The 15,251-nt window shown below is 59.2% G+C and carries 17 protein-coding genes; 8 read left to right on the forward strand and 9 right to left on the reverse strand.

Annotated features, from left to right (window positions below):
• Positions 1-95: 95 nt before the first annotated feature.
• The 3 genes from B0G52_RS17705 (at position 96) to B0G52_RS17715 (ending at position 3,402) form a co-directional block, all read left to right on the forward strand.
• Positions 96-335: a hypothetical protein gene (locus tag B0G52_RS17705; RefSeq protein WP_094046713.1), complete on the forward strand. Its 240-nt coding sequence runs from the start codon at positions 96-98 to the stop codon at positions 333-335.
• Between the two features lie 220 nt (positions 336-555).
• Complete coding sequence (locus B0G52_RS17710) at positions 556-2,286, forward strand: pyrroloquinoline quinone-dependent dehydrogenase (RefSeq protein ID WP_158223759.1); 1,731 nt, start codon at positions 556-558, stop codon at positions 2,284-2,286.
• A gap of 12 nt (positions 2,287-2,298) precedes the next feature.
• Positions 2,299-3,402 carry a carboxypeptidase regulatory-like domain-containing protein gene (locus B0G52_RS17715; protein ID WP_094046715.1) on the forward strand — a complete coding sequence of 368 codons (1,104 nt, stop codon included), beginning with the start codon at positions 2,299-2,301 and terminating at the stop codon, positions 3,400-3,402.
• Here the strand turns inward: B0G52_RS17715 and B0G52_RS17720 are convergent.
• From B0G52_RS17720 to B0G52_RS17750, 7 genes are all read right to left on the reverse strand, one after another.
• Positions 3,369-4,349 carry a dipeptidase gene (locus B0G52_RS17720; protein WP_094046716.1) on the reverse strand — a complete coding sequence of 327 codons (981 nt, stop codon included), beginning with the start codon at positions 4,347-4,349 and terminating at the stop codon, positions 3,369-3,371. The genes B0G52_RS17715 and B0G52_RS17720 overlap by 34 nt on opposite strands.
• Positions 4,350-4,356: 7 nt before the next feature.
• Positions 4,357-5,442, reverse strand: coding sequence for a pyrroloquinoline quinone biosynthesis protein PqqE (pqqE, locus tag B0G52_RS17725; RefSeq protein ID WP_198960674.1), 1,086 nt, complete (start codon positions 5,440-5,442; stop codon positions 4,357-4,359).
• On the reverse strand, positions 5,439-5,708 hold the full coding sequence (gene pqqD / locus B0G52_RS17730; protein WP_094046718.1) for a pyrroloquinoline quinone biosynthesis peptide chaperone PqqD: 270 nt from the start codon (positions 5,706-5,708) through the stop codon (positions 5,439-5,441). Before pqqD ends, pqqE begins: the two co-directional genes overlap by 4 nt.
• Entirely contained in the window at positions 5,705-6,415 is a 711-nt protein-coding gene (pqqC, locus tag B0G52_RS17735; protein ID WP_233162763.1) for a pyrroloquinoline-quinone synthase PqqC, read from the reverse strand. Before pqqC ends, pqqD begins: the two co-directional genes overlap by 4 nt.
• 2 nt (positions 6,416-6,417) lie before the next feature.
• A complete protein-coding gene (gene pqqB, locus B0G52_RS17740; protein ID WP_094046719.1) occupies positions 6,418-7,326 on the reverse strand; it encodes a pyrroloquinoline quinone biosynthesis protein PqqB in 909 nt (302 codons plus the stop codon).
• 49 nt (positions 7,327-7,375) lie between these two features.
• Positions 7,376-7,471, reverse strand: a complete 96-nt coding sequence (pqqA, locus tag B0G52_RS36645; protein ID WP_094046720.1) for a pyrroloquinoline quinone precursor peptide PqqA — start codon at positions 7,469-7,471, stop codon at positions 7,376-7,378.
• A 122-nt stretch (positions 7,472-7,593) separates the two neighbouring features.
• Positions 7,594-8,010, reverse strand: a complete 417-nt coding sequence (locus B0G52_RS17750) for a WGxxGxxG family protein (protein WP_094046721.1) — start codon at positions 8,008-8,010, stop codon at positions 7,594-7,596.
• A 135-nt stretch (positions 8,011-8,145) separates the two neighbouring features.
• On the opposite strand from B0G52_RS17750, the gene B0G52_RS17755 reads away from it, so the two are divergent.
• From B0G52_RS17755 to B0G52_RS17765, 3 genes are all read left to right on the forward strand, one after another.
• On the forward strand, positions 8,146-8,694 hold the full coding sequence (locus tag B0G52_RS17755; RefSeq protein ID WP_158223760.1) for a manganese efflux pump MntP: 549 nt from the start codon (positions 8,146-8,148) through the stop codon (positions 8,692-8,694).
• Between the two features lie 393 nt (positions 8,695-9,087).
• The gene (locus tag B0G52_RS17760) at positions 9,088-9,438 is read left to right on the forward strand and encodes a PadR family transcriptional regulator (protein WP_094046723.1); all 351 of its coding nucleotides are present in this window, start codon (positions 9,088-9,090) and stop codon (positions 9,436-9,438) included.
• 2 nt (positions 9,439-9,440) lie between these two features.
• The gene (locus B0G52_RS17765) at positions 9,441-10,460 is read left to right on the forward strand and encodes an HAAS signaling domain-containing protein (protein ID WP_094046724.1); all 1,020 of its coding nucleotides are present in this window, start codon (positions 9,441-9,443) and stop codon (positions 10,458-10,460) included.
• A 16-nt stretch (positions 10,461-10,476) separates the two neighbouring features.
• Here B0G52_RS17765 and B0G52_RS17770 read toward each other — a convergent pair whose 3' ends face one another.
• Positions 10,477-11,931 carry a CAP-associated domain-containing protein gene (locus tag B0G52_RS17770; protein ID WP_158223761.1) on the reverse strand — a complete coding sequence of 485 codons (1,455 nt, stop codon included), beginning with the start codon at positions 11,929-11,931 and terminating at the stop codon, positions 10,477-10,479.
• Between the two features lie 242 nt (positions 11,932-12,173).
• Between B0G52_RS17770 and B0G52_RS17775 the strand changes: the two genes are divergently transcribed.
• A complete protein-coding gene (locus B0G52_RS17775) occupies positions 12,174-13,502 on the forward strand; it encodes a vWA domain-containing protein (protein ID WP_094046726.1) in 1,329 nt (442 codons plus the stop codon).
• A 37-nt stretch (positions 13,503-13,539) separates the two neighbouring features.
• A complete protein-coding gene (locus B0G52_RS17780) occupies positions 13,540-14,238 on the forward strand; it encodes a TVP38/TMEM64 family protein (RefSeq protein ID WP_158223762.1) in 699 nt (232 codons plus the stop codon).
• 102 nt (positions 14,239-14,340) lie between these two features.
• Here B0G52_RS17780 and B0G52_RS17785 read toward each other — a convergent pair whose 3' ends face one another.
• Complete coding sequence (locus B0G52_RS17785; protein ID WP_094046728.1) at positions 14,341-15,207, reverse strand: AraC family transcriptional regulator; 867 nt, start codon at positions 15,205-15,207, stop codon at positions 14,341-14,343.
• Between the last annotated feature and the right edge of the window lie 44 nt (positions 15,208-15,251).

Below are 15,251 nucleotides of genomic sequence, written 5' to 3' on the forward strand. Positions count from 1 at the left end.
AGGACATTCGGGAGAAGAACGGGCTTGCGTCCGTGAAGCTTCGATTCTTCAATGGAACGGTTGGGAATATCGGAGGGATAGAGGAGGGTGTGCCAATGGGCAGAGCTTACTTCAATTCGGCCGTCAAGGGCGCGATTATGGGGGCCTCGATGACCGGCGGTTGGCTCTTGGCCGACCTGCTGCTTCCGGAGCCTTGGGGAGACGTCGTCTTGTTCGCGGCAATGGCGGTAGTGAACGTCGGCATCGGGTGGAAGCTCGGAAAGCTGTACGACCAACAGGAGGCCAAGGAGGCGGCGGCTGCCGAAGCCCTTGATGCCAAGAGCGCGCCCAATTGACGATCGCACCCTCGGAAACGAAAACAGCGCGGCGCAGCATCACTCATACGGATATCATCGATAGAACCGCGAGGGGAATTAAATCCCTGGCGGTTTTTTCGTGCGGGCGGGGTTGACTTAATTGACATCGGATTGGAAATACCATAATCAGCGGATATTGCGTGAAGCTGGATAATCCATAAGCCGCGAAACCGTACATTAGATGTTGGGGGTTACGACCGTGAAAAAAACGCATGCCCTAATCGGAACGGCGCTGGCCTTATTATTGGCGATCAGCGCCTGCACAAGGAACGACAACGAAGCTTCGCCTTCACCTTCGCCGACGCCGGAACAGACCGCCACGACTCCGCCGACCGCAACCGGAGCGACCGGCACATCCTTCGATAATTGGGGCTCCTACGGGTATACGTTGGCCAATACCCGGCATGTCCCTTTCACCGAGATTACCGCCGAGAACGTTCAGGATCTGGGCGTTATCTGGTCTGCGGACTTGAAGGCGCTGGACAAGGACGTCAAAAACGGGAACCAGTCTTATCCGGTCGTCGTCGACGGCGTCGTCTTCGTCACGACGGCGGGCAATCAGGTGTTCGCGCTCGATGCGGTAACCGGCAATCAAATATGGCACTGGAAACCGACGGCCGAGCAAGCGGCGACGTTCGCCAAGGCGGGCATTATCGCGAACCGCGGCGTTGCGGTCGGGGAAGGCAAAGTGTTCACGCTTGCGATCGACAATTCGCTGATTGCCCTGGATCAGAAAACCGGCGAGCTGGTCAAGATGATCAAGCTGTCCGACTATATCGACGGGGTCACGCTGGAGAACGGGTACTACGAGACGACCGCTCCCCAGTATTACAAAGGGAACGTCTATATCGGAAGCAGCGGCGGCGACAACGGCGTTCGCGGCTTCGTCGCCGCGTTCAGGGCGAGCGACTTGACGCCGGCCTGGGATTCCCCGTTCTGGACCGTGCCGCCCAAAGGCCAGGATTGGCTGGCGAACAGCAGATTCCAAGGGGGCGGGGCCGTCTGGAATCCGGTTGCGATCGACGAAGAAACCGATCTCGTGTACTTCGCGACGGGCAATCCGGCTCCGGACTTCTATGGGGCCAATCGCCCGGGAGACAATCCTCACACCGACTCGGTCGTGGCCGTGAACGCGATGACCGGCAAGCTTGTCTGGTCCCGGCAGGAAGTCAGCCACGACTTGTGGGACTACGACGCGGCGGCATCTCCGATGATCATCAACGCAACGGTCAAAGGGGAGAAGAAGAAGCTCGTCGTCCAAGGGGGCAAGTCCGGACTATGGTTCGCCTGGGACGCCGCTACGGGGGATGTCGTATGGGACGGCATCCCGTTCGCCAAGATCGATCATCCGAAGCCGACGGCCGAAGGGGTGATCGGGTATCCGGGAGTGCTGGGCGGGGAAAATTACGCGCCCGAATCCTACGATCCCGCGACGAATTACGTCTTGATTCCGGGCATCGAGCAGCCGTCGATCTTCAAAGCGGCGAAGAACGAAGACGAGGCGGCTACTCCGGACTTCCCGGGGGCTGCGGCTTTCGGCACGGTGGTCGAGGAGGTGCCGGACGTCAAAGGATACGGCACGATTACCGCGATCGACGTGGATACGGGCAAGCAAGCCTACCAGATCAAGACGGCGGATCAGCAGCGCGGCGGCTTGACGAGCACGGGCTCGGGACTGGCGTTCTTCGGCGAGCTGGACGGCAAGCTCAATGCGCTGGACGTTAAGGCGGGCAAGGTGGTCTGGACGTTCCAGACGAGCGGAGATAACGTGCAGTCCGCGCCTTCGATCTTCAAGGTCGACGGCAAAGAATACGTCGTCGTCACGACGGGAGGAGCCAAACCGAAAGTGCACGTATTCGGCCTGGGCGGCGACAAGACGCAAGGCTCGGCCGGAGAAGCGGACACGGGCGGAGCGCACTCGGCGCAATAAGGAGATCGCAAGATGACCAAAGCGAGGTTGTTCGTGCTGCTGATCGCGGCGGCAGCTCTCTGGACCGGCACCTGCGCCGGGGCGAATGCGCCGGCGCAAGCTCCTCAAGCGCGAATCGAGCTTGAGAAGACTTCCTTCACCGTTAAAACCTGGCGAACGGACGGCTCCCACATCGCTGCCGTCAAGGGCAAGCTCATTTGCGGCGGGCAGCCGGTCGCGGGCGCCGAAGTGCAGGCCGGACTGAATAAGAGAAGGCTTCGGACCGGAGAGGACGGCTCCTTCGACCTGCGAGTCGACCGCAGTCTGCTGGCCTATGCGCCCATCCGGGTCGTATCGGCCAATGAGGCGAAGATTGCGGGCAAGCCGATCGGGCAACGGGAGGCGGACGGGCTGGCGTCCGCCTTCGCTGCGATCACGGTCTATCACCCGATTCAGGTGATTGGCGAGAAGTCTGACGAAGCGGATGCGAGCAGGGTTAACGTGCAGGCGCGGATCAGAAGCGAGGCAGGAGACGCGATATCCTTCTTCCAGGTCGACAAGTACCGGATTGCCGGCCGGGTGGAGGATGCGGACGGCAATCCGGTGAAGGGCGCAATCGTCTGGATCGACCGGGACCGGGGGGAGGGCTTCGCCAAATCGACTCCGACGGACGGAGACGGGAAATACGAGATGTTTTACTGGCCGGAAGAGGAGGAGACGAACCTTACCGTGATCGTCGGGCCGCGCCGGTACGCGCTGCCCGAAGGCAAGGCGTTCGTTCTTCCCCGGCACACCAGCGTCGATATCCGGATTCGACTGCCGAGGGAAGGCGTGATCATCGACGATAAGCCTCCGACGCTGATGTGCGAGACGGCGAAGGGAGCGACGTACTCGGGGCTGTTGGCGGGACTCGACGTTCCGCCCGACGTGCCCTACACCGTGACGATCCCCGATCGGGACGGACGGTTCGTACTGACCGTCGCGAAGGAAGTGTGGGAGCGGCGCCCGGCATTGTTCGAGACGCGGCTGACGAAGTTCATCGGGCAAGAGAAGGTGTTAAAAGCCGGGGACGCGCTGCCCGTCGGTTTCGTGGCTGCCAACGATCAAGATCCGAGGGTGATTCCGTCGGCTTCCTGAGCCGACGGGATCTCGTCGGGCAAATGCGCCATGTAAAATCGAAACCAGTTGCCGTAGACGAAAAGCTCGACATCGTCCTCCGGGTAATGCTTCAACAGCAGATTCACCAATCGATCGTATTTGCCCGCGTGCTCCAGGCCGACGAGCCATTGCCGGATTCCGTCGAAGTCGGAGCCGAATCCGATATGGCGCTTGCCGCCGAGGGCGCAAATATGGTCGATGTGGGGAAGGATTTTATCCATCGAGACCGGTTGCTCCTCGCTTACGAACGGCGGAACGAACGTGATACCGATGACGCCTTCCGCTGCAATGAGGGCGCGAATCTGGGCATCCGTCAAGTTTCTCATTCGGGGACTGATCGCGCTTGCGTTGGAATGGGATGCGATAACGGGCTGACGGGACGTCTCCAGAAGCTCCCAGAACCCGTTCTCGGAGAGATGGGAGACGTCCATGATCAAGCCCAGCCGGTTGCATTCCTTGACCAGCTCCAGACCCGCCGCCGTAAATCCGCCCTTCCTCGGCTCCAGGACGCCGTCCGCAGCCCAGTTGGCGCGGTTCCAGGTGATGCCGACCGTCGTTACCCCGAGCCGCTGCAGAATGCGAAGCAGGCCCAAGCTTCCATGCAGAGAATCGACCCCTTCCAGAGACAGCAGCGCGCCGATCCGGTTGTCGTTCGTGACTAGCCGCAGATCGGCTTTCGTGCGGATAAACCGCATTTGCGGCTCCCGGAGAATGCGTTCGTGGAACAGGTCGATGCTTTCCAGGACGTGCCGGAAATCGCCGGAATATCGTTCGGGCAAATAAATGGCAAAATTTTGCACGGCGACGCCCGATGCCAGCATTCTCTCCAGCGTAACGTCCAGACCGACTTGGCCATGGGCGAAGTCAAGCTCCGGGTTTTCCAGCAGCTTGCTGAGCACATCGCAATGGGCGTCGAATATGTTCATCCGCCGATCACCTGCCTCGGTAAGAATAGGCGGACAAGCCGGCATCCCCATGCGCGGCGGCGTGAACTCGATCCGCGACGATGCCGCGGTGAGGAGAACGTACGCACACAGGGTCGGCCGCCCGCGCGTCGCCGGTCAACAGAAAGGCTTGGCAGCGGCATCCGCCGTAATCGAGCTCTCGCCGCTCGCAGCTTCTGCAGGGCTCCGGCATCCAGTCATAGCCCCGATAAGCGTTAAAGGAAGGAGAATCGCGCCAGATCCAGGCCAGCTCGCGCTCCTTCACGTTTTCGAAAGACAGCGTCCGTATGTCCGACGCCGCCGTGCAGGCGAGAACCCGTCCGTCCGGCGCGACCGTCAGCGACAGTTGGCCCCAGCCGCCCATGCAGGGCTTCGGAAACTCTTCGTAATAATCCGGTAAGATCCATAAAAGTTCGATGCGATGGCCGAAGCGCTCCTGAGCTCTCGCGTAGGCGGCTTCGGCTTCTTGAAGCTGCTCTCTTCTCGGGAGCAGTTGCCGGATGTTGCGCAAAGCCCATCCGTAATATTGGGCGTTGGCCAGCTCCAGCCGCTCCGCGCCCCATGACGCGCAAAGCTCGACGATGTCTTCGAGCAGATGAAGGTTGGCCCGATGGAGCACGACGTTCATGTGCAGGGGGAGACCAGCGGCGCGAATTCGCCGGGCGGCTTGCCGTTTCAGTTCGTGAGCCGGGAAACCGGCAATCGAGTCGGCGAGCTCCGCAGAGGCGGCCTGCACGCTAAGCTGAATGCTGTCGACGCCCGCCTCCGCAAGCTGACTGGCGCGCTGGTCCGTCAATCCGACGCCGCTCGTGATGAGATTGACATAGAGGTCCAGTTCGCGGGCGCGGCGAACGAGCAGTTCCAGATCGGGGCGCAGCAGAGGCTCTCCGCCCGTGAAATGGATTTGCGCGACTCCCAGCTCGCTTGCCTGTTCCAATACGTTCAGCCACATGTCGGTCGGCAGCTCGTTCTCTCTTTTCTGCAGCTCGACCGGATTCGAGCAGTAGGGACAGCGGAGCGGGCAGCGATGCGTAAGCTCCGCGGTCAACGCGTACGGCAGGCTTACGGGCCTCACTCGATCCACCCTCTTTCCGCAGACGCAGCGAGAAATTCGACGATATCGTTTTCGAGTCCGCTCTGGCCGTATTTCGTCTCGAGTTCCCCGATCATCTGCGCAATCGTGCGCTGCCCGTCGCAGAGCCGGAGAATCGCTCCCGCCGCCTCGTTAAGCTCCACGACCCGCTCCGGCAGCAGCAGCAGCTCGGTCTGGCGGGCTTTGTCGTATTTCATGCGGCCCGGACTTCGCAGTCTCGGCCTTTCCGACAGCGCCCGGGAGCTCATCGCCCGTTCTCCCCGTCAGGGAAGGCCAAGCTCAATGCGTCCAGGAGCGCCCACAGGACGTCGCATTTGAACCGCAAAGCCGAGATCGCCTGCTCCTGTTCGGCGCGATTGCCGCATTCGCGCAAGACGAGGCTTAAGCCGTGATCCGCGTCGCGGGGCGCTTGGTGAAGGCGGGCCTGGAAATAGGCCAAGCCTTCGGGACGAATCCAGGGATACAGCTGCTCGAATACGCCGATCCGCTTGGAGACGAGAGTCGGCGCGAACAATTCCGTCAGGGAGGAGGCGACGGCGATCGGCCACGGCTGCAGCCTGCAGAAATTTACGTAGGCGTCGACGGCGAAGCGGACGGCCGGAAGGACGCGGCGTTCGTCCAGCATTTCCTCTCTCGGAATGCCGGCGGCTTCGCCCAGGCGAATCCACGCCTCGATTCCGCCGTCCTCGCCTTCCCGGCCGTCATGGTCGATAATCCTCTGAATCCACTCGCGGCGTTCCTCCCGGGACGGCAGCTTGGCGAGGATTAACGCGTCCTTGACCGGAATGTTCTTCTGATAGTAGAAGCGGTTGGCGATCCATGCCCGAAGCTGGGCGGGGGAGAGCTTGCCTTCGTGCATGGCGATATGGTAGGGATGCTTGTCGTGATAGCGTTCCTCCCCGACCTGCCGCAGACGCGCGATGAATTGTTCGTTAGACAGCAAATACGATTCCAACGTCAAACCTCCATTTCCATTCCGTCAACTCCGACCTCGATGCCCAGCTCCGTTACCGTTCGGCGTTCCGGCGAGCGTTCGTCCAGCATCGGATTCGTGTTGTTGACGTGAATATAGATTTTGCGACGGGCCGGAATCCGTGCCAGCCGCTCGGCGCTTCCGTTCGCGCCGGCAACGGGGAGATGCCCCATGTCCGACGCCCGTAACTCGGACACGCCAAGCAGGCGAAGCTCGTCGTCGCGCCAGAAGGTTCCGTCCAGCAAAATGCAATCGGCGCCTTCGAGATGACGCTGGAGCGTCTGCGACCACGCCTCGATCCCTGGCGCGTAGACGGCGACGCCGCCCGTCGTATTGTCCGTTATGCGATAGCCGACGACCCACGCCTCCCGGTCTTGATTGCGGTTGGACCAGGCGTATCGGGGAGGCTTGTCGCCCAAGTAGAACGGACATACCGCTAATTGTCCCCCAAAAAGTGGAAAAGATTCCTCCGGTCTCGCCTCGCGCCAGCGGAAGTCCGCGTACGGTTCGACGATTTTGCTGACCGGAAAACCGTTCGCAAGCGCCAGAAGGACGGGAGGGGGCGCGTATACGTCCAGGGACGAGCTCTGTCTCAGCTGAAGAAGTCCCGTCGTATGATCCAGTTCGGCATCGGTCAGCAGGACGGCTTGGACGGGGGAGCCGCGCAAGGAAGGTCCCGGATGAAGCGCGCCGTACGCTTCCGTCTGGAGACAAATATCCGGGCTGGCATTCAGCAGCGCCCAACGCTCGCCGTCCGGGCTGACGGCGAGCGAATCGTTCCTTCTCGCCCGTAAGGACGGAACGCCCGCTCTGACGCGCTCGCAGTTCGGACAAGCGCAGTTCCATTGCGGATAGCCGCCTCCCGCGGCGGCTCCCAACACTTTAATGATCACGGCCTTCCCCCTTCATATAAGAGATGCCGGATTTCTCCGGCATGGATGCTTACTTCCGATAGGCGTAGGCGGTCACTTCGGCGCAAAGCTCGATAATCTTGAATTCGGGCTTCACCCACATAGCCATACCCCCTTTCCATACCATCGCGATAGGCAGCACGCTTCATTGTATGTCGGAGCCGGGATGTCCAAGAAGCGCAAAAAAACGATGCAAGTCTCGTCCGTCGTCCGGAGCGGGAGCTGCATCGTTATTGACGAAGGGGAGGATCAGCGATTGCGCTGCGGATTCCGGTTGCGAATGCCGGCCAGCCCGAACAGCCCGAGCAAACCGAGCCATCCCCAGCCGATGCCCCTGCCCGAATTCGTCGCCGCAGCCCGATAGGCGCCGTCCGCGGAAGTGCGGTTGCCGTAGCCATAGCCGTTGTTAATGTTCGTCGTGCCTGGAGCTCCCGGGTTTACGCTGCGGAATTGGCTGCCCGTTCCCGTGCCGTAGACGCTGATCTCATGGCCGTTCGTCCGGTCGACGTTCTGCGCGCGAACGTTCGATCCGTTGGACGGAGTTCCCATCCCGTTGCCTAACCCGCCGTTCCCGCCGTTTGCCGTTTCCGCGTGCGCGTAAGCCGGCGCTGCCAGCATCAGGGACAGGGCGGCGATTCCTAACGCGGTCTTGATTCGGCTTCTCATAGGATACCTGCTTTCGAAGGAGATTTAATGTTTTGGCTAGCTTCTCTTCGCGGCCGCTATCTTATGCAAGGGCTTGTACTGCCGGGGCGGCTTCGGGAATATATCTGTAGCAAAGATCCTGAAGGGGCGGGGGGCATGGAGATATTATTCGCCTGGATTCTGACGATGTGTCTCGGACTCGATACGCTGATCGTGTCGGCTTCGTTGGGATTAAAGAAGGAAGCCGGGGACAAGGTGAGGATCGCTCTCGTCTTCGCCGCCGCCGAAGCGGTTATGCCCATCGCCGGCGTCGTCATCGGAGGGGCGCTCGGCCGCTTTGTCGCGCCCGCGGCGCCGGCGATAGGCGCTCTGCTGTTGATCGCGGTGTCGGTTTACTTTCTCTTCTTCGACGATGAAGAGGGGGAGAAGAAGGCGTTGAATCAAGCGCTTGCCGGTTGGCCGTTGATCGCGGCGGCCGTCAGCATCAGCATAGACGAGCTTGCGGTAGGGGTTTCCGCCGGATTTATGCAAGTTCCGATGCTGCTCACGATCGCGCTGATCGCTTCGCGTTCGTTCGTATTCACCTTTATCGGCGTGACGTTCGCTGAGAAGCTTAGGCCGATGATGGGAGAATGGGCGGAAAAGTGCTCCGGCGTCCTGCTTGGCTTAATGGGAATCTGGATGCTGCTGGAGAGCTTCCTGTAACCGGGAGGGCCTGTCGATTCAAGGGAAGAGGATGTCCCATAAGTAAACAGAGCCGTACCGAACGATTATCGATGGATGCAGGGTAATGGGCATCTATCTCCTTCCGATGCAAGATACCCCACAAAGTGACGTTAAGCTTCGAAGCTTATTCCGATTACTTTGCGGGGGCCCCAAAAGCGTGATCCTGAAATGGGAACGGTAAACCCGTTAAGAGGTGATTTCAGGACCGTATGAGGCAGTCTCCAGGAGATAGATGCCCTTCTTTTTTCAACGATAATCTTGTACGCCCCTACTTATGGGACAACCTCTTTTCGACATGTTGGAAAATAATAATTAATGTGCTATTTACAATAGTGTGTGACGTACAGTATAATCAATTCAGGAGCTGATCATATGCCAGACGTAAACGAAACGATAAACGGTTTGTTGGGCGAGCTCAGGCGCGGCACGATCGTCATCGGCGTGCTCAGTCAATTAACCGAGCCGCAGTACGGCTACTCTCTCGTTCCGGTGCTGGAAGAGAAGGGGGTTGCCGTCGATCCGGGAACGTTGTATCCGCTGCTGCGCAGGCTGGAGAAGCAGGAGCTGCTCGAAAGCAAATGGGATACGAACGAAGCGCGTCCCCGCAAGTACTACGTGCTCAGCCCGTTCGGCAAAGAAGTGTACGAAGGATTGTGCCGGGAGTGGCGGAAGCTGATCGTCAGCATGGAAGCACTCACGGCGGAAGCAAAGGGAGGAGATTAGGAATGGAGATTATCGACCGTTACATCTATGCGGTAACACAGCGTCTGCCCGAGTCGCAGAGGGCTGACATTAAGCGGGAACTGCGCGGCTTGATCGAGGATATGCTGGAGGAGCGGGCGCCTGCGGGGCAGGCTTCGCGGCAGGATGCGGAGAGCGTGCTGACGGAACTGGGCCACCCGAACGAGCTGGCGGCGAAATATCGGGGGCACAACGACCGCTACCTGATCGGCCCTGCAGTGTTCGACTCGTATTTGACGACGCTTAAGATCGTGCTGGTCTCAATCGCGATTGGCTTGTCCGTCCTGTTCGCGATCCAAGTCATCGTGACGCCGGACGGCGTGCTGGAGCGGTTCACCGACTATCTCGTATCGTTGTTCAGCGCAGGGGCGCAAGGTTTCGTCTGGGTTACGGTTATATTCGCCTTGATCGAATTCCGGAAGCGGAAGAATGCGGCAGGCACGGCCGATTCCCCTGTGGACTGGAAGCCGGCGGATTTGCCGGAAATTCCCGACGAGCAGTCGAGGATCAAGCTGAGCGATCCGATCGCGAGCATTATTTTTACCGTGTTGTTTACGGTCGTATGCGTCTATTCGATTGAGCTGCTGGGCATATGGAGGCTTCATGAAGGCGAGCGCACGGTTATTTCCTTCTTGAACGCCGACGCGTTCCGGGCCTATCTGCCGGTCATCTGGGCGCTGGCCGCGCTCGGTATTCTGAAGGAGAGCATCCGGATCATCGTGCGCAATCGGACGGGGAAGCTGCTTGCGTTCCACATAGCCGTGTCGATCGCGTCCTCGGTCGCCGCTTGCGTCGTCCTGGCCGATTCGGCCATCTGGAATCCGGATTTCGTTCGGGATATGGAAGCTGCGGGACTGTTGAATCCCGGCTGGGACAACTACGACTCGCTCGTGTCGATCTGGACGAGAGCAAGCGGATGGTTGGTCGGCATGGTCGTCCTGTTCGGCGCGATCGATATCGTGTCGGAGGCGTATAAGTGGTATCGGGTTAGAAGATCGGCTTAACATCGGCCCCGCGCGGTTATCCGCGCGGGGTGTAGAAGTTTTGGGTGTAATAGATCCGGTATTCGTAATCGTCCGAATAAGCGATCCCTACTCCGAGCCGCTCGTACTTGTCGCCTAAAATGTTGCTGCGGTGGCCTTCGGAATTCATCCATTCCGCATGGGCGAAAATGGCGTTGATCTGGCCGGCCGCGATGTTTTCCGCCGCAGCCGAGTAGGCGATGCCGTCGGCTTTCATCCGGTCGAACGGACTGCGACCTTGCGGATTGACGTGATCGAAGAAGCCGTTCTGCCCCATATCCTTGCTGTGATCCCGGGCCGTTCCGGCGATCTTGGCGTCCCAGGCGAGCGCCTTCTTGCCGGCAAGAACGCGAGAGACATTCGCGAGATCCAGCAGCTCCCGCTCGTACGCGGTCAGGAGCGAAGGGGTGACGACGCCGTAGCTGCCTTTGCGCGCGGCCGCCGTTTTCCTCTCGATCATATACATTCCCATCGTCTTCCCGCCGTTATGGTGATCCACAATAAAGGTCAAATAAGAGCCGTCTACCTCGTAGCTCGGGTAAGTTTCCTTCGCTGCGCGAATAAATACGTTCGTATCGAGCTCCGTCAAGCTGCGGGGCTTGCCGAGCTTCGCTTCGATCGCCGCTGTCGCCGATCCGATTCCGAGTCCGTCGCCGCTGCGCCATACGTTGGCGTTGGAGAACAGAGCAACGACTTTGCCCCCGCCGATGCCGATCTGCGCGTACTGCTTGTAGTCGTCGTTATAGACGTGCCATTGAAATCCGTATTCGCTCGGATCGACGCGGCTGGGCTTGCCCAGCTTGGCGGCTACCGTCGCTTCGGAGTCTCCGATGGCAATGCCTCTCAGACTGTAGCCCGCACTTGCCTCCGGCTGCGGTTCGGCGTTCGCCGCTCCGCCCAGCGCGTTGACGATAAATTGGACGGCTTCCGCGCGGCTCAGCGCTTTCTGCATCTGATAGCCTTCCACCGTCGCCGAGGTGATGCCGCTGGACAGACCGTTGTCGAGTAAATAACGGACCGCCTCGGTTCGTCCGAGGATAAGGCCTTTCAAGGCGGCGATAAGCTGCGCGGCGCCGCCTCTGTCGAAGCTCGCGCCCGCCCCGGATAAAGGAAAGTTCCGCTCTTCGGCGTACTTGTAATACGGGGCGCTCCAGACTTCGCCCGCCTGGCGGGCCGGAAGCTCGTCGGGGATAGCGGCCGACAGGAGAAGCTTCAGGAATTCGGCTTCGGTCACCCGCTGCGTCAGACGGAATGTCCCGTCGCTGTAGCCGTCGACCCAACCCTCGTCAGCAGCCCGATGAACCGCCTCGTAAGCCCAATGCGTCGGAGGGACGTCCTTGAAGCCCGCTTCGGCCGCCGATGAAGGATGCGGCGCAGCCGCCAGGAAAAATGCGGCGACTATAAGAATTAACGTCATTAATCTCCTATTCATTCTGCTCGCGGTTTCGTTCATTCGAAAGTCCTCCCTTAGCCGTAATCGATAACCGAGTCCCCCGATCGACTTCATCGGAAGGATACTATTTATTTCGGTCGTTCGGTTTCGTTTCGAAATAGGCACAATTTCTCATCACCGTCTCGGGGAGCGACTGGAGTCCCGCTTTTTGCGACTAACCTGCCATTCCGAGCATATTCCAGGGAAGATGTGCTATCATTGTAGACTAATATATCTATCATTTTTGTGGAGGAGGCAGCCGCATGTCGAATTCGACGAAGTTGATTACAGGTTCCAACGCGCCGTTGCCGAACGATCGGACGCTGGAAATCGCGGTAGAGTGGACAAGCTCTCCGGCTGAGCTGGACATAAGCTGCTTTATGGTGAACGAGCAGGGCAAGGTGCCGTCCGATCGCTATTTTATTTTCTATAACCAAGCGGAAGATCCGGAGCGCAACGTCCGTTTCGAACCGCAAAACCCGCATTCCGTCAAATTTTCGATCGATCTGAACGGTCTTCTTGCTTCGCCGATTCAAAAGTGCGTGTTCGCGGCTACGCTCGACGGACCGGGTACGTTCTCCGAGGTGCAGGGATGCAAAGTGACGGCCCAATGCTCCGGTTCGGAAATCGTATACGAGTGCAGCGAGGGCAAGGCGGAGAAGACGCTGGTGCTGGTCGAATTGTATAGGCACGGTGGCTGGTTTAAGCTCCGGGCGATCGGCCGCGGCTTTAACGGAGGGCTGAAGCCGCTGGCGGAATCCCACGGCGTCGTCGTCGAAGAGCCGGAAGCCGAGGAAGCGGCGGCGCCGCAAGTCGCAGCGGCTTCGTCCGCCGCTTCGGTCCCAACGCCCGCATCCGCTCCGACGCCAGCGGCGGCCCCAGTCTCGACCCCGCCGGAGACGAAAGTCAACTTGACGAAAATCGATCTCTTGAAGAAAAAGGTCAAAGTATCGCTCGAGAAGAAGAGGATGGACGCGATCAAGGCGCGGGTCGCCGTCGTGTTCGACGCTTCCGGTTCGATGATGTCGCTGTATCAGAAGGGCACCGTCCAGCGCGCGTTCGAGAAAGTGCTGGCGATCGCGGCGTGCATGGACGACGACGGCGTAATGGACGTCTGGTTTTTCGGCAGCAAGTCGAAGCGGGCGCCAAGCGTCACCGAGAACGACTACGAGGACTACGTCAAGAAAACCTACCCGGCTCCAAGACTGTTCGGCGGGCTGGGCTCCGGCAACAACGAACCTCTCGTGATGGCGGACATCATTCGGAAATATACGAAGGAGGAGCCGAGCGACGTTCTCCCGACGTACGTCATTTTCTTCAGCGACGGCGGCATCTACGAAACGAAGAAAATATCGAAGCTGCTCATCGACAGCTCGAAGTCGAGCATCTTCTGGCAATTCGTCGGCTTGGGCAACGCGAATTTCGGCGTATTGCAGGAGCTCGACAACTTGCAAGGCCGATTCATCGACAATGCCAACTTCTTTGCGCTGAGCGATCTGGATCAAGTCGGCGACGAAGAGCTGTACGACCGGATTTTCAACGAGTTTCCGGACTGGCACCGCCAGGCGAAGGAGAAGGGAATTTTGCGATAGTCGGATACAGATTACGGCGGGTAAGCGGGGGATAGCGTTGCTCAAGAGGTTGGTTTTCGGAGGCGTCTACGGAGGGGCGGCGCTGTGGCTGTTCGTCTATCGCGACGCTCTCGTCGCCTGGATCGACTCGGATACGGCGTGGCATCAGGACATTCTCATCGGACTTGCCGGACTGATCGTCGCGATCGTTCCGGCCGTCCCGTACGGCGTGATCGCTGCCGTGTTCGGAGCGAAATACGGGGCGGCGGCAGGAAGTCTGATCAATCTGACGATCTCCAGCCTGGCTGCGATTATTCTTTTCGCCTGGATTCGGTATACCTTTACGGAGGAGAGTCGCCTGAAGGCGGCTCGATTGAAAGGAATCCGCAGACTGACGGATTATGCGGAACGCAACGCTTTTTTCGCCGTCCTGTTTGCCCGTCTGCTTCCTATCGTTCCCGCACAGCTCGTGAATGCTTATGCCGCGATCATCCGAATGAAAGGACGCACTTTCATCGCGGCGACGATCGTGGGCAAAACCCCGTATCTGATCGCCGTAACCCTATTGGGCGAGAGCCTGTTCGAGAGAAGCGGATGGCGGGAGATTTTGCTGATTCTCGCTCTGTATTTGGTCTTCATCTCGGTCGTATTCCTGCTGGGCAAACGCTTTGCGATTCCGTCGACCGACGCCGGCGGCCGGCACGCTGATGCGGCGGGCGATAGCGTAAATTCGAAAAAAAACGAATCCCGACTATGATACGAGAATCGTTTTGGCGACTCAGCACCCGGTACCGGACCAGACGGGCCTTGAAAATCGATGCTCGGCGAAGCGGGCTTCACGGCGTAATCATTAATTACATTAAATGTTGTCGAGATTTCTTTTGTAATATCCCGGATTGATCCCCGTTATCGCCTTGAACGTCTTGGAGAAATGATGAACGTCGGCAAAGCCGCAATACTCGCTCGCTTTCTGAAGGGTGAGCCCTTCCCGCAGCAGCTCCTGCGCGTATTCGATCCGCAGCTTCAGCAAGTATTGGTAAGGCGTCATGTTGAAGTGCTGTTTGAAGAGCACGGTAAACCGGGAAGGGGAAAGCCCGGCTTTTTTCGCCATGTCGCCGACATTGATCGGCTCCGAGAGATGGAACGCGAAGTAAGACGCGATCCAATTCAGGAAAGGCTGCTGTGCGAGCGCGCTTGGCTGGGGACGCATGTATTGCTTGAACAGCGCGGCGATCCATTCGTAGGCCAGTTGATGGGCTTCCATTATCCCCACGTAGGTTTGCTGCTGCCAGCAATCGATCATGCGGAGGACAAGCTCCCGCATTTTGCCCGGATGGGCGGTCTCCAGAACGAGCGGCAATCGAAATGCGTCGCAATCATTCAGCCTCGGCTGCATGAAAGAGGAATAGGGCGTCATGTCCAACTGGCCGGGATAGGTGACGAAGCTGCTCTCCCTGTGCGGATTATAGAAAAAATCGAGATGAACGTACGGGTTGGTCGTCGGGGTAAGCCCCCTGATCGTATGGACGTCGCCAGGCTGAAGCAGGCATAGATCGCCCTCCTTCAGCTTATGGAGCCGACCGTTCACCTGAATTTCGAAATGACCTTCCTGGGCGAAAAAGAGGATGTAATCGAGCAAGCTGCGTTCGCCGAGGAAAAACGGGGGGCGAACCGCATAACCCGCGATCCGAATGTAGGGAGCTATGACATGATCGTCGAGATTCATCGGCTGATCGCCTCTTCCCGGAACGGATTTTCAAGCGGAATTGA

Origin of the sequence: Cohnella sp. SGD-V74, from assembly GCF_003001675.1 — a bacterium.
Taxonomy (GTDB): Bacteria; Bacillota; Bacilli; order Paenibacillales; family Paenibacillaceae; genus Cohnella.

Excerpts from the sequence above, each read along its gene's own strand:
- B0G52_RS17705 (WP_094046713.1), top strand. The coding sequence starts at position 96 with ATGGGCAGAGCTTACTTCAATTCGGCCGTCAAGGGCGCGATTATGGGG.
- B0G52_RS17715 (WP_094046715.1), top strand. The coding sequence starts at position 2,299 with ATGACCAAAGCGAGGTTGTTCGTGCTGCTGATCGCGGCGGCAGCTCTC.
- B0G52_RS17720 (WP_094046716.1), bottom strand. The coding sequence starts at position 4,349 with ATGAACATATTCGACGCCCATTGCGATGTGCTCAGCAAGCTGCTGGAA.
- pqqD (WP_094046718.1), bottom strand. The coding sequence starts at position 5,708 with ATGAGCTCCCGGGCGCTGTCGGAAAGGCCGAGACTGCGAAGTCCGGGC.
- pqqA (WP_094046720.1), bottom strand. The coding sequence starts at position 7,471 with ATGGTATGGAAAGGGGGTATGGCTATGTGGGTGAAGCCCGAATTCAAG.
- B0G52_RS17750 (WP_094046721.1), bottom strand. The coding sequence starts at position 8,010 with ATGAGAAGCCGAATCAAGACCGCGTTAGGAATCGCCGCCCTGTCCCTG.
- B0G52_RS17755 (WP_158223760.1), top strand. The coding sequence starts at position 8,146 with ATGGAGATATTATTCGCCTGGATTCTGACGATGTGTCTCGGACTCGAT.
- B0G52_RS17760 (WP_094046723.1), top strand. The coding sequence starts at position 9,088 with ATGCCAGACGTAAACGAAACGATAAACGGTTTGTTGGGCGAGCTCAGG.
- B0G52_RS17765 (WP_094046724.1), top strand. The coding sequence starts at position 9,441 with ATGGAGATTATCGACCGTTACATCTATGCGGTAACACAGCGTCTGCCC.
- B0G52_RS17770 (WP_158223761.1), bottom strand. The coding sequence starts at position 11,931 with ATGAACGAAACCGCGAGCAGAATGAATAGGAGATTAATGACGTTAATT.
- B0G52_RS17775 (WP_094046726.1), top strand. The coding sequence starts at position 12,174 with ATGTCGAATTCGACGAAGTTGATTACAGGTTCCAACGCGCCGTTGCCG.
- B0G52_RS17785 (WP_094046728.1), bottom strand. The coding sequence starts at position 15,207 with ATGAATCTCGACGATCATGTCATAGCTCCCTACATTCGGATCGCGGGT.